Source organism: Mesorhizobium album, assembly GCF_033977205.1.
Taxonomy (GTDB): domain Bacteria; phylum Pseudomonadota; class Alphaproteobacteria; order Rhizobiales; family Rhizobiaceae; genus Mesorhizobium; species Mesorhizobium album.
In genome coordinates, this window is record NZ_JAVIIW010000053.1 from 1 (window position 1) to 12,859 (window position 12,859).

Here is a 12,859-nt window from a genome sequence, read left to right on the forward strand (position 1 = left end):
CCTGGGTCGGGAAAATCCGCCGTCGTCATCGCGCTTCCAAAGCGCGCTAGAATGATTGGAGCCCGATCCGCGTAACCCTTGCTGGTCAGCGGTCATCGCAATCGACCGCACTAAAGGCCGAATACATGACCGCTCCAGACCTACGCCGTCGTCGCCATTTTGCCTCTTGCCCAAAAGGGGCCGTCCATACATGACGAAGTCGCGGATGCAGGGCGCTAATGGCCAAGGCTGCGACGCCCCCTCACCTCATCGGCAGCGCCGGCCAGAACTCGACGATCCGTCCGCCCGAAAACACCGCAATCGCTCCGAAATGCTGCAGCACCGCCTCGCTCTGCGTCGGCCGCAGAAAAGCATAATCTCCGGGCTTTACGTCCGCCCCGACAGGCAGCCCCATGAACTGCTGGTTGGACGACAGCCCGGTCAGCCCGTTCGGCTTCATACCTTTGGGGAACACCGGCTCGGCCATCCACTTGCCGCCATAGAGATAGCAGCCCTTCTTCGGGAAGAGGCCGAGGGCATGCAGCGTCCGGGAGACCGCCGCCGGGCCGGGCAGCACCGGATCGAGCGCCTTCAGGATCGGCGTCGCGATGAAGGCCGCCGGATGGAAGCCGTCGAGGCCGGGTGTGTCGAAGTCGCTCGGCAGCACGAAGGCCGAGCCGATCGACACTTCATTGGCCACGCCGCCGCCATGCAGCAGCGCCGTCTTCGAGCCGCCGATGTTGAGGATGCGGCGCTGGTCCGGATCGAGGACGGCGACGAACTCGGCTGCCTTCGCCGAGGCCTTTTTCAGCGCGCTGGCCGCGCCGCCGAACAGTCCGGGAATCTCCGGCGCATGTGCCTCGTAGGCCATGATGCCTTCGCAGCGCAGCCCTTCTGGAAACGAGAGCGCTTTGATTTCCGCCGGACTGGTGAAGCCGCCGCGATGCAGGCCGACGTCGACCTCGAAGGCGAAGCGCAGCTCGGTGCCGAGCGCGGCAGCCAGCGCGCCATACTCCGCCAGCCGCTCAGGCGTGTCGATCAGCCAGCAGACGCGCGACCACCAGCCCGCGCCGCCCCGGGTGAGCGCGGCCTTGGCTGCTCCCAGCGGCATCGGTTTGCCGTAGAGCAGATCGGCCTCGGGGAAAGCATCGAGCACGGCCTGCGTCACCGGCGGGTGGAAGGTCATGAAGCGGTTGGTGCCAAGCGCTCTCGCGATATACGAAAGCAGCGGCAGGCAGGGCAGCGACTTGTCGACGAGGCGCACGGCGAGGCCCGGCGCCAGCCTTTCCTTCACCAATGCGATGTTGCCATCGAGCCGGTCGCGGTCGAGCACCAGGCAGGGCTGAAAGATCTCGGCCGCCTTCAGCGCCTTCGACAGTTCGGCGAAATAGGCGCTCATTGCCCGATGCCGAACAGGCCGGCCAAATAGGGCGACACGAAGCGGTTCTGAGGATCGATGTCGCGGCGCACCGCCATCGCCTCATCCCAGCGCGGATAAAGTTTTCCGAAATCCGCCGCCTTCAGGCTGTGCATCTTCCCCCAATGCGGCCGGCCGCCATATTTCAAGAAGATCGGCTCGGCGGCGCGCATGAAGGGCAGCGGGTCGTTTGCGGCATCGTGGTGGATGGCGATCGAGCAGGTCAGCCTCTTGTGGAAGGGCGAGAGCCAGAATTCGTCCGGCGCCACCGAACGCACCTCCATTGGGAAATAGACCTCCGGAAAATGCTTTTCGGTCAGCTCGATGATCTCGGCCAACGCCTTCGGACCGTCCTCGTAAGGCAGGTGGTATTCCATCTCGTTGAACCTGGTGCGACGGTCGCTGACATAGACGTTGAGCCAGTCCTGCACATAGTCCTCCGGCGGCACCTTTTTCACCGCGCCCTTGATCAGCGCGCGGCGCAGCGACGGCAGCCAGTGCAGCGCGGTGCGCAGCTTGCGCAGTGTTGCCAGCCCCGCCTCGTCGTCCTCCGTCGGCCGCGATGTGGGCTGCGCGTCGCTCAGGTCGCTGGCGATGAACTGCGCATAGCCGGAAAACGGGATGTAGTAGAATTCGGCCGAACGATGCGCGGCCATCATTGTCTCGAAATCGCGCAGCATGTCGCCGATCGGCAGCACCCATTTGCGGCGGCGCAGCCGATAGGTCGCGATGTTCTTCATCGTCACTTCGGTGAGCACGCCGAAGGCGCCGAGCGCGACGCCGACGGCATGGATCATGTCCTGATCCCCTGCCCGGCTATATTCACGCAGCTTGCCCTGCCCATCGACAAATTGGACCGTCTCGAGCTGCGTGTGGTAGGCGCCGAGCGTCGGGCCGGAGCCATGTGTTGCGGTGCCCAGCGCGCCGCCGATCGCCTGGCGGTCGATATCGCCCATGTTGGGCAGGCCCTGGCCGATGCCCTGCAGGATCTGCATCAGGGCGCCGAGCCGCGTGCCCGCCCTCACCCGCGCCCGCTTGGTCGCAGCCTCATGCGAGACCAGTCCCTCGATCTTCTCCAGCGAGACGATCGTGCCTTCCGACCGCACCAGCGGCGTGAAGGAATGGCCGGCGCCGGCGACGCGCAGCGGGCCGGGCGCCGAGCGCACTAGCTCCGCCAGTTCGCCGGCGTCGGCGGGTGTGGCGATCAGCTTGGGCGCGGCTGTCACGAAGCCCGACCAGTTGCTCCAGGTGCTTGCCATCGTCACCTTCCGCTCAGGCTGGAACGCGGCGCTGCCCGGCCAGCACGAAGACGCCGAGCAGCGCGACGCTGGCGAGCGCGCTTGCCGCGGCGAATTCCGGCACCGGCCGAAAGTTCTGGCCGTCGATCAGCAGCGACGCGGCAATCGGGCCGATGGCGAGGCCGAAGAGTTGCGCGGCCGGCACCAGGAGTACTGCCGTGCGCGTCTCGTCGGCGGTGATCGCCAGCCGGATCTGGTAGGGCACGATGAAGAGCAGGATGAAGCCCATCACCAGCGCCATCGCCCAGAAAATCGAAAGCCCAGGGCCGGAAGCAAGCAGCACCGAACTGATCGCCGCGACGGCGCCAATGCCGGTGATGGCGAAGCGATAGTCGATGCGCGCCTCGAAGACGGTGGCGGTCATGGCGCCCACCACTTGCGCGGCGAGGCTTGCCGAGACCATCAGGCCGACGGTGCGCCCGTCGATGCCGAACTCGGCGCCGAGCGGCTCCAGAAAAGCCCAGACGGCGCCGAAGAACATGAAATAGCAGAAGATCGACAGCAGCGCAGTGATCGCCGGCACGGTAAGCACATTGGCAAAATGCTCGTCCTTGGGCAGATCCGCATAATCGTCCGGCACGATCCAGGCGACGACCAGCGACAGCAGGCAGACAAGGCCGAGCGCGATGAAGCCGCCGGCAGAGCCGGCTGCCGGCACCGCGTAGAGCGCAAGCAAAAGCGCCAGCGCGCATTGCGCCAGCGTCTGCAGCGTGACGAAATAGCCGCCGATCCGCTCGGCGCGACGCGAGCGGGCAATCAGTTCGGTGGCGACTGCGACCAGGCCGCCCTCCGCAAGACCGGCGAGCGTGCGCGCGCCGATCAGCGCATTGGGGCTTGCGGCAGAGGCCGTCCAGAAATTCGCCAACGCCAGCAGGATCAAAAGCACAGCGCTTTTCCAGCGCATGTTGCGCGCTGGCAGGAGCATCGCCACGATCGCCGAGCCTATGGCGATCGCGATCATCTCGGCAGTGGCGACCAGCGCCAGCTCGTCGCCGGTGACATGGCCTTCCGTGTAAAGCGCGCCGAGCAGCACCGGCTGGAGTCCCAGAATGAGCAGCCCGACCGAGCCGATCCAGAGCGCCGAGGCAAGCTGCAACCCTGTCGGGTTGCCGACCAGCCAGTCGCCATTTTCCGCTTGCGCGGCGTCGGTGACGGTCACGAAGCGCTCTCCCTTGCAGCCCGCATGAAAAGCTGACAACTTATCAGCATTTCAGGAAACTGATACTTGATCAGTTTCCTGTCAACCGAGAATTCACAGCTCCCGTGCGAGATTTGGTTGATGAGGCAAGCAACGCGAACGGCGACGGAACCCAGGCGCAGGCCCAAGCAGGAGCGCAGCCGCGAGCGCATCGACGCGATCCTCGCCACGACCATGCGGCTGATCGGCGAGAAGGGCATCGACGCGGTGACGATGAAGGAGGTCGGCGCGCTGGCCGGCGGACCGATTGCCACCGTCTATCACTACTTCCCCAGCAAATCGGCGATCCTGGCAATGCTTTACGAGCGCTTTTCCGAAGAGAGCCGTGCGCGGCTCGCCGAGATCGTCGCCAATGTCCGGCAGCGCGAAGACGTGATGCCGGCGGCCGATCGGCTGCTCGACGACTATCGCGGCCGCGTCGCCGGCGATCCGGCGATCCAGGACCTGCAGAACGCGATCCAGGCCGACAAGGCGCTCAAGAATCTCGACATCGCCGAGACGAGGCGGCAGGCCGAGATGTTCTGCAAGACCGTCGCGCCGCTGATCGAGCCGGAGCGGCGCGAGGCTTTTGGTCGCATCGTGTTCCTCATCTTCCAGCTCGCCGGCGGCGTCGTGCGGCTGGCGCTGACGCAGGACGAGGAAGAAGGCCGTCGCACGATCGAGGATTACCGCTCGATCATCCATGCGCAGCTAAGGTTGTTTTTGTAGATCCGTCGTCATACTCGGGCTTGACCCGAGTATCCATGCCGTGACCCTTGCCGTAGAGTGCAACGGTGCAGAATTCTGTAACCGTTGCAACGCCTTAGCGTCACGGCATGGATCCTAGGGTCTGCGCGCGTCGCTTCGCTCCTTGCTCCGCCCTAGGATGACGAACCAAATGGGCGCTGCACCCCCTCGCCGCGCTTGGCTGCCTCACCCCGCCTCCAGCTTCGGCCCCAGAATCTCCACCAGCCAATCGACAAACACCCTCACCCGTGGCGAGAGCTGCCGGCTGCGCGGATAGAGGACCGAGATCGGTGTCGGCGTCGGCGGGAAATCGGAGAGCACCTCGACCAGCCGGCCGGCCGCGATATCGTCCGCGTAGCGGAGTCTTGGCGCCTGGAACAGGCCGAAACCCAACCGCACCAGCGCGGCGCTGGTGTCGGAATTGGACACGGTGACCCGCGACGGCAGGACGATCTCGCGGACCTTGCCGTCGACGGTGAATTCCAACGGCATCACCTGCCCGGTGCGGGAGGAGATGAAGCCGATCATCATGTGGCCGGAAAGGTCGTCCGGCGTGCGCGGCACGCCATGGCGCTCGAGATAGGCGGGGCTGGCGACCGTGATCTCGCGCGCGATGCCGAGACGACGCGCGGTCATATCGCTGTCGGGAAGCACGCCCGCCCGGATCACGCAATCGACGCCTTCGCGCACCAGATCGACCAGCCGGTCCCCCTCGCCGATGTGCACCGTCAAGCCCGGATATCTGGCAAGCAGCCCCGGCAGTTCCGGCAGCAGGAAGGTGCGCGCCATGTGGCCGTTGACGTCGACGCTGAGGCGCCCGCGCACTTCACGCGCGCCGAAGCCACCCTCTGCATCCTCGATGTCGGCCAGAATGCCGATGCAGCGCTGGTAATAGGCCTCGCCGTCGAGCGTCGGCGTGACATGCCTGGTGGTGCGCCTCAGCAACTGGACGCCCAGCCGCTCCTCCAACTGCTTGATCGCGGCGGTGGCGCTGGAGCGCGGCAGGCCGAGGTCGGCGGCGGCCGCGGTGAAGCTGCGCCGTTCCACGACGCGGGTGAAGAGCCGCATGCTGTCGAACCTGTCCATCGGCGATTGTTCGCATGGATTGAATAGTGTTGGCAATCCACACCTGATTATATCGGCCATTGGGGCGAATATATGCATCTCCATCCAAACAGAAGGAGATTTCGCCATGACCACCCGCCCCATCGCCCTCATCACCGGCGGCAGCCGCGGCCTCGGCCGCAACACCGCGCTCAACCTTGCCCGCAAGGGCGTCGATGTCATCCTCACTTATCGCTCGCGCGCCGACGAGGCGAAGGCGGCCGTCGCCGAGATCCAGGCGGCCGGCGGCCGCGCCGCAGCCCTTGCGCTCGATACCGGCGCCGTCGCCAGCTTTCCGGCTTTCGCTGCTGCGCTGAAGAAGACGCTCAAGGAAACCTGGCAGCGCGACCGCTTCGATTACCTCGTCAACAATGCCGGCACCGGCCTGCGCAAGCCGATCTCCGAGACGACGGAAGAGGAATTCGACACGCTGATGAACATCCATCTCAAGGGCGTGTTCTTTCTCACCCAGGCGCTGCTGCCGCTGATCAATGACGGCGGGCGTATCATCAACGTTTCGAGCGGACTGGCGCGCTTCTCGGTGCCGGGTTCGGCCGCCTATGCGATGATGAAGGGCGGCGTCGAGGTGTTCACGCGCTACCTCGCCAAGGAGCTCGCCAGCCGCCGCATCACCGCCAACACCGTGGCGCCCGGCGCCATCGCCACCGACTTCAACGGCGGCCATGTGCGCGACGACGCCGAGATCAACCGCGTCGTGGCCGGAATGACGGCGCTCGGCCGCGCCGGCGTGGCCGACGACATCGGGCCGATGATCGCCTCGCTGCTGTCGGAGGACAATCGCTGGGTCAACGCCCAGCGCATCGAAGTGTCGGGCGGCATGAATATCTGAGCGGCAAAGCCCGGAAGCACTCGCTCCGATCCGTTTGCCTTCGCATCGCGCCGTATTTCGCCGCTGTTTGCCGGCGAAACACGGCGCTTCTATTTTGATACGCACCTGCGATCCGCGTTTTTCCGCGTCGCGTCATGGCGAGAAAAATTTCGCGCGGTTGCCCACTCCCGCGCGCCTTGACTCTCGCAACCCGCCAGCCTATTTCAGCGCCACGTTAGCACTCGCCCTAGGTGAGTGCTAACTTATATATCCGGCGGCCTCGCCGGATGGAGGAACAGTTCTCACGTTCTCATTCGAGGAAGACAACATGGCAAAGTCCAAGTTCCGCCCGCTTCATGACCGCGTGGTCGTTCGCCGGGTCGAATCCGAATCCAAGACCGCCGGCGGGATCATCATCCCGGATACGGCGAAGGAGAAGCCGCAGGAAGGCGAGATCATCGCTGTCGGCTCGGGCGCCCGCGACGAAAGCGGCAAGCTCGTCCCGCTCGACGTCAAGGCCGGCGACCGTGTGCTCTTCGGCAAGTGGTCGGGCACTGAAGTCAAGCTCAATGGCGAGGACCTTCTGATCATGAAGGAATCCGACATCATGGGCATCATCGGCTGAATATCAGTCTCTCCATCAATTGAGTTTTCGGGCTCTTCCCGAGCCCCTGTCAGGAGCTAACTATGGCTGCAAAAGACGTAAAATTCTCCCGCGATGCCCGTGAGCGCATGCTGCGCGGTGTCAACATCCTCGCCGACGCGGTGAAGGTCACCCTCGGTCCGAAGGGCCGCAACGTCGTCATCGACAAGTCGTTTGGCGCCCCGCGCATCACCAAGGACGGCGTCACCGTCGCCAAGGAGATCGAGCTCGAGGACAAGTTCGAGAACATGGGCGCGCAGATGGTGCGCGAGGTTGCTTCGAAGACCAACGACATCGCCGGCGACGGCACGACCACCGCGACCGTTCTCGCCCAGGCCATCGTCCAGGAAGGCAACAAGGCCGTTGCCGCCGGCATGAACCCGATGGACCTCAAGCGCGGCATCGACCTCGCCGTCGGTGAGGTTGTCTCGGCTCTGGTCAAGGCCTCCAAGAAGATCAAGACCTCCGAGGAAGTCGCCCAGGTGGGCACGATCTCGGCCAATGGCGACGAATCGGTCGGCAAGATGATCGCGGAAGCGATGCAGAAGGTCGGCAACGAGGGCGTCATCACCGTCGAGGAAGCCAAGACCGCCGAGACCGAGCTGGAAGTCGTCGAAGGCATGCAGTTCGACCGCGGCTACCTCTCGCCCTACTTCGTCACCAACGCCGACAAGATGGTCGCCGAGCTCGAAGACGCCTACATCCTGCTGCACGAGAAGAAGCTCTCCAACCTGCAGGCCATGCTGCCGGTCCTGGAAGCCGTCGTTCAGACCTCGAAGCCGCTGCTCATCATCTCGGAAGACGTCGAGGGCGAGGCTCTGGCCACGCTGGTCGTCAACAAGCTGCGCGGCGGCCTGAAGATCGCCGCCGTCAAGGCTCCGGGCTTCGGTGACCGCCGCAAGGCCATGCTGGAAGACATCGCCATCCTCACCGGTGGCCAGGTCATTTCCGAAGACCTCGGCATCAAGCTCGAGAACGTCGGCCTCAACATGCTCGGCCGCGCCAAGAAGGTGTCGATCTCCAAGGAGAACACCACCATCGTCGACGGCGCCGGCAAGAAGGCCGAGATCCAGGGCCGTGTTGCCCAGATCAAGCAGCAGATTGAGGAGACCACCTCGGACTACGACAAGGAGAAGCTGCAGGAGCGTCTGGCCAAGCTCGCGGGCGGCGTCGCGGTGATCCGCGTCGGCGGCGCGACCGAGGTCGAGGTGAAGGAAAAGAAGGACCGCGTTGACGACGCGCTGAACGCGACCCGCGCGGCCGTGGAAGAAGGCATCGTCGCTGGCGGTGGTGTTGCCTTGCTGCGCGCTTCGGCCAACGTCAAGGCCGCCGGCGTCAACTCCGACCAGGCAGCTGGCATCAACATCGTTCGTCGCGCGCTGCAGGCTCCGGCCCGCCAGATCGCGGCCAACGCCGGTGCTGAAGCTTCGATCGTCGCCGGCAAGATCCTCGAGAACAAGGCTGCGACTTACGGCTTCAACGCCCAGACCGGCGAGTATGGCGACATGATCGCCATGGGCATCGTCGACCCGGTCAAGGTCGTGCGCACCGCCCTCCAGGACGCGGCCTCGGTCGCCGGCCTGCTCGTCACCACCGAAGCCATGATCGCCGAGGCTCCGAAGAAGGAAGCCGCCGGCGGTATGCCGGGCGGCATGCCCGGCGGCGGCATGGGCGGCATGGGCGGCATGGATTTCTAATCCAGCCTACCTGGCTAATGCATACGGAAAGGGCGGCAGCGATGCCGCCCTTTTTGTTTGGCTGATCCCCCCCTTTAAGGACCCCTCAAGGGGGGAGATCAGCAGCGTCCGCGCGCTGCGCAACTTTGCCCGAGCGCACCGCCGCCTCGACAAGCGCCACCACCTCGTCGGCCACGGCAGCGAGCGGCGTGCGGTCGCGGGTGGCGCGGGCGATCACCATCAGGCCCTCGAGCGAAGATTCGACCAGCAGCGCCAGCGCCTGCGCCCGCTGCTCCGGTACCCCTGCCCTGACGAATGCCTGGCGCAGCAGGCCGATCCATTGCTCGAAGGCGGAGCGGCAGATTTCGGCGAGGTCCGGCAGATCGTTCGGCGCATCCAACACGACCGGCGCGATCGGGCAGCCGAGCGAGAACTCGTTCTCCTCCAGCATGCGCGCGACCGACTGATAGATGCGGCGAACGGCGACGGCCGGGTCGCTTTCCGCGGCAAGATCGGCGCCCAGCCGCTGTGTCACCTTGGCCACGCTGTCACGCGTCACCTCGATCACCAACTGGTCCTTGCCGCCCGGAAAATGGAAATAGAGCGAGCCGCGGGGTGCTGCGCTGGCGCTCAAAATATCGTTGAGCGACGTGCCGTGATAGCCGCGCTGCCTGATGAGCAGCGCCGTCGCCTCGATCATGCGGGTGCGTGTGTCCGTCGCCACGTCAACCTCTCACAATGTCAACCTCTGTCAGGAGTGCGCACTATAGGCCTTGCCGAGAATATGACAATCGGTCTACATAATATGTAAATCGGTCTACATATTTCAGAGGCAAAAAATGCAAAGCTATCGACTGGAGGGGCAAGGCGGCATCGACAAACTGTCGATGCGCGAGGAGGCGATGCCACAACCCGGCCCGCATCAGATCGTCGTGCGGGTGCGCGCCACCTCGCTCAACCGCCGCGACACGATGATCCTCAATGGCACCTATCCCCTGACGCCGCGGCCGGGCATCGTTCCGCTGAGCGACGGCGCCGGCGAGGTGGTGGCAATCGGCGCCGGCGTCACGCGCTTTGCAATCGGCGACCATGTCACCGGCAGCTATTTCGCGCGCTGGGTCGACGGCCGCATGCATCCGGGGGTCATCGACCAGCTCGGCTGCACGCTGGATGGCATGCTCACTGAGTACGCCCTGCTCGACGAGCAATGGGCCGTGCGGCTGCCCGACCATCTGTCATGGCAGGAGGCTGCGACCTTCACCTGCGCCGGGCTGACCGCCTGGAGCGCGCTGACAGGCGCCGAGATTCCGAAGCCCGGCCAATGGGTTCTGGTCATCGGCTCAGGCGGCGTCGCGCTCTTTGCCCTGCAGTTCGCCAAACTCGCCGGCTGCCGCGTGGCCGCCGTCACCTCGCGGGCAGAGAAGATCGAAAGGCTGCGGGCGCTCGGTGCAGACCTCGTCTTCACAACCGCCGAAACGCCGGAATGGGGCATGAAGGTGCGCGAGGCGACCGGCGGCATCGATCTCATCGTCGAGACCGGCGGGCCGGCGACCTTCGCGCAATCGCTGATCGCGAGCACGCTTTACGGACGGATCGTGCTGCTCACTGTTCAGGACCAGAACGGCAAGTCGGTCGAAATTCCAGGAGCCGTCTATCAGCGCAGCCTCGTTACCATCGGCCGCCTCTTCGTCGGCAGCCGCAACGGGCTGGAGGCGATGCTTGCCGCCGTCGCCACGCATCGGCTGAAGCCGGTCATCGACAAGGTCTTCCCCTTCGCCGAGGCGCGCGAGGCCTACCGCCATTTCCAGCAGGGCGACGTCTTCGGCAAGGTCGTCATCGACGGCGCATGAGGCTCCATTCCACCACCACAGGAGAACCCGCAATGACAATTCGCGAATCTTCGGCCGAATGGCAGGGCACGCTCAAGGAAGGATCCGGCCGGCTGCGGCTGGGCAGCGGCGTCTTCGAGGGCGCCTATTCGTTCCCGTCGCGCTTCGAGAACGGCCCGGGCACCAATCCGGAGGAACTGATCGCGGCCGCCCATGCCGGCTGCTTCTCGATGGCGCTGAGCGCCATCCTCGTCCGCGAGGGTCACATTCCGGAAAGCATCCGCACGACCGCGAAGGTGCATCTCGGCGCCACCGCGGCGGGACCGACGATCACCCGCATCGAGTTGGAGACGCGGGCAAGCGTCGCTGGACTGGCGTCGGAAGATTTCCAGCGGCTGGCGCAATCGGCCAAGTCGAGCTGCCTCGTCTCGCGGGCGCTCACCGGCGTCGCCGCGATCACGCTGAAGGCGAGCCTCAACGACCAGTGAGACGGAAGGAGAATATCCAATGACCCAGGAACTCATCATCGACATCGCCACGGCCAAACGCTCGGCCGAAACGGCCGAGATCATGCGGCGCTATAACGACGTCTTCCAGAGGCACGACCCGTCGGCGCTCACCGAACTGGTGGCAGAGGACTGCGTGATCGAGAACACCACGCCGGCGCCGGACGGCGCCCGCCGCAGCGGCAAGGCCGCCTGCGTCGAGCTGTGGTCGGCGATCGCGACCGGACCAGGGACGCGCTTCGACCTCGAAGAGACGTTTGTCGCCGGCGACCGCGCGACGATCCGCTGGCGCTTCTGGATGGCCGACGGCCATTCGCTGCGCGGCGTCAACCTGATGCGGGTGAAGGACGGGCGGATCGTCGAGGCGATGAGTTATGTGAAGGGATAGGCCTGGCCGGAAAGCCGCGGTCAGGCCAAGCCCGGAATCCCCCGCCAAGGTTTGGATTCCGGGCAACCGGCGGTTAGAGCAGTTCAGCAGAATCGCTGAACTGCTCTAACCATTTGTTTGCACGCAATTCCGGACGGAAAACCGCTACACACTTTTCCTGGAATTGCGTTAGCGCGCGACCCTGTTGAGCTTCACGAAGGTCCTGGGGCTGCGCTGGATGGTCTGAAAGATCACGCAGTACCGATCGGTGAGTTCCATCAGTTGGGTCAGCCGGCTTTGCGGAGCGTCCGTTTCGATGTCGAATCGCAGCCGGATCTCCTTGAAGCCGACGGGCACACCCTCGGTGACGCCGAGCGTGCCGCGAAGATCGACGTCGCCTTCGGCGGAGATTTCGGCGGACTTGATCGGAATCTCCAGCACGGCGGCGGCCGCTCGCATCGAGACGCCGGCGCAGGCGATCAGCGCCTCCAGCAGCATGTCGCCGGAGCAGAGTTCCTGCCCGCTGCCGCCGGCCTTCGGATGGATGCCAGCCAGCGCAAGCCCGCGTCCGGACTCGACCTTGCATGTCACCCTGGCGTCGTCGGCGCGGCCCTTGGCTTTCAGCGTGAGAAGTGCCGCCCGCGCATCTTTGCGATATAGATCCTTGATCGGCCCCTGCGTGGCGCGAAATGTCGTGATGTCCATGCATGTTCTCCTGTCGTGGGATGTGGTTCCTGGAAATCGCGTGTCATCGCCGTGCCTTACTCCGGCACGCTCACGCCCGAGCCGCCGAGCTCGGCCGGAAAATCCTTCAGCTTCGGCAATCCGTCCTTCATCGGCAGGACCGTCTCGGCGTAGTTGACATGGACGCCCGGCGTGAATTCCACCGTCGGTATCGTGGCGGCATAGACATCGACCAGACCCAGCGGCGGATGGTCCGTCATCAGATGACCGCCGCATTTGGTGCAGAACTGGCGGTCGCTCGTCTCGGATTTCTTGAAACCGGACAGGAACTCCGCGCCTTTGGTGACCTTGACGTTCTCCGGCTTCCACAGCGTGAAGGCGTTCACCGGAGACGCCGACCAGGAACGACAGGAACTGCAATGGCAATAGCCCATCGCCTCAGCTTTTCCGTGCACTTCGATCTCCACGGCGCCGCAAAAGCAGCCGCCCTTATGTACCGTCATGACTTACATCCTTAGCTTGAGTTCGACTGCGCTCGGCACCTATCTGAGGCACCTTACAAGCGCCGGTTGGGTTTAAGGCTTCCAGCTACGAACGGAATGA

14 protein-coding genes are annotated in these 12,859 nt (G+C 64.8%); 7 read left to right on the forward strand and 7 right to left on the reverse strand.

Features of this window, described 5'->3' with window-relative positions; genetic code table 11:
- Nucleotides 1-241: 241 nt before the first annotated feature.
- From RFN28_RS29540 to RFN28_RS29550, 3 genes are read right to left on the reverse strand one after another with little or no spacing between them, the layout of a single operon-like run.
- Nucleotides 242-1,378, reverse strand: a complete 1,137-nt coding sequence (locus RFN28_RS29540; protein WP_320290666.1) for an alanine racemase — start codon at nucleotides 1,376-1,378, stop codon at nucleotides 242-244.
- Nucleotides 1,375-2,655 (reverse strand): D-arabinono-1,4-lactone oxidase, encoded by a 1,281-nt coding sequence (locus RFN28_RS29545; RefSeq protein ID WP_320290667.1) that lies wholly within the window; start codon nucleotides 2,653-2,655, stop codon nucleotides 1,375-1,377. The genes RFN28_RS29540 and RFN28_RS29545 overlap by 4 nt, the downstream gene beginning before the upstream one ends.
- 13 nt (nucleotides 2,656-2,668) lie before the next feature.
- Complete coding sequence (locus tag RFN28_RS29550) at nucleotides 2,669-3,853, reverse strand: MFS transporter (protein WP_320290668.1); 1,185 nt, start codon at nucleotides 3,851-3,853, stop codon at nucleotides 2,669-2,671.
- Between the two features lie 120 nt (nucleotides 3,854-3,973).
- Between RFN28_RS29550 and RFN28_RS29555 the strand changes: the two genes are divergently transcribed.
- On the forward strand, nucleotides 3,974-4,600 hold the full coding sequence (locus RFN28_RS29555) for a TetR/AcrR family transcriptional regulator (RefSeq protein WP_320290669.1): 627 nt from the start codon (nucleotides 3,974-3,976) through the stop codon (nucleotides 4,598-4,600).
- Between the two features lie 204 nt (nucleotides 4,601-4,804).
- On the opposite strand, the gene RFN28_RS29560 is transcribed toward RFN28_RS29555, so the two are convergent.
- Nucleotides 4,805-5,704, reverse strand: a complete 900-nt coding sequence (locus RFN28_RS29560) for a LysR family transcriptional regulator (RefSeq protein ID WP_320290670.1) — start codon at nucleotides 5,702-5,704, stop codon at nucleotides 4,805-4,807.
- A gap of 106 nt (nucleotides 5,705-5,810) precedes the next feature.
- On the opposite strand from RFN28_RS29560, the gene RFN28_RS29565 reads away from it, so the two are divergent.
- From RFN28_RS29565 to groL, 3 genes are all read left to right on the forward strand, one after another.
- A complete protein-coding gene (locus RFN28_RS29565; protein WP_320290671.1) occupies nucleotides 5,811-6,572 on the forward strand; it encodes an SDR family NAD(P)-dependent oxidoreductase in 762 nt (253 codons plus the stop codon).
- A gap of 307 nt (nucleotides 6,573-6,879) precedes the next feature.
- The gene (groES, locus tag RFN28_RS29570) at nucleotides 6,880-7,176 is read left to right on the forward strand and encodes a co-chaperone GroES (RefSeq protein ID WP_040975262.1); all 297 of its coding nucleotides are present in this window, start codon (nucleotides 6,880-6,882) and stop codon (nucleotides 7,174-7,176) included.
- Between the two features lie 62 nt (nucleotides 7,177-7,238).
- Nucleotides 7,239-8,891: a chaperonin GroEL gene (gene groL / locus RFN28_RS29575; protein WP_320290672.1), complete on the forward strand. Its 1,653-nt coding sequence runs from the start codon at nucleotides 7,239-7,241 to the stop codon at nucleotides 8,889-8,891.
- An 85-nt stretch (nucleotides 8,892-8,976) separates the two neighbouring features.
- Here groL and RFN28_RS29580 read toward each other — a convergent pair whose 3' ends face one another.
- A complete protein-coding gene (locus RFN28_RS29580; RefSeq protein WP_320290673.1) occupies nucleotides 8,977-9,594 on the reverse strand; it encodes a TetR/AcrR family transcriptional regulator in 618 nt (205 codons plus the stop codon).
- A gap of 115 nt (nucleotides 9,595-9,709) precedes the next feature.
- On the opposite strand from RFN28_RS29580, the gene RFN28_RS29585 reads away from it, so the two are divergent.
- The 3 genes from RFN28_RS29585 to RFN28_RS29595 are packed head-to-tail and all read left to right on the forward strand — an operon-like array spanning nucleotide 9,710 to nucleotide 11,593.
- Nucleotides 9,710-10,720, forward strand: a complete 1,011-nt coding sequence (locus RFN28_RS29585) for a zinc-dependent alcohol dehydrogenase family protein (protein ID WP_320290674.1) — start codon at nucleotides 9,710-9,712, stop codon at nucleotides 10,718-10,720.
- A gap of 32 nt (nucleotides 10,721-10,752) precedes the next feature.
- Nucleotides 10,753-11,187 (forward strand): OsmC family protein, encoded by a 435-nt coding sequence (locus RFN28_RS29590; protein WP_320290675.1) that lies wholly within the window; start codon nucleotides 10,753-10,755, stop codon nucleotides 11,185-11,187.
- Nucleotides 11,188-11,206: 19 nt separating this feature from the next.
- Nucleotides 11,207-11,593 (forward strand): nuclear transport factor 2 family protein, encoded by a 387-nt coding sequence (locus RFN28_RS29595; protein ID WP_320290676.1) that lies wholly within the window; start codon nucleotides 11,207-11,209, stop codon nucleotides 11,591-11,593.
- Between the two features lie 168 nt (nucleotides 11,594-11,761).
- Here the strand turns inward: RFN28_RS29595 and RFN28_RS29600 are convergent, their stop codons facing one another.
- Both RFN28_RS29600 and RFN28_RS29605 read right to left on the reverse strand, forming a co-directional pair.
- Nucleotides 11,762-12,277, reverse strand: a complete 516-nt coding sequence (locus RFN28_RS29600) for an OsmC family protein (RefSeq protein WP_320290677.1) — start codon at nucleotides 12,275-12,277, stop codon at nucleotides 11,762-11,764.
- 56 nt (nucleotides 12,278-12,333) lie between these two features.
- Nucleotides 12,334-12,759 carry a GFA family protein gene (locus RFN28_RS29605; protein WP_320290678.1) on the reverse strand — a complete coding sequence of 142 codons (426 nt, stop codon included), beginning with the start codon at nucleotides 12,757-12,759 and terminating at the stop codon, nucleotides 12,334-12,336.
- Nucleotides 12,760-12,859 lie beyond the last annotated feature (100 nt).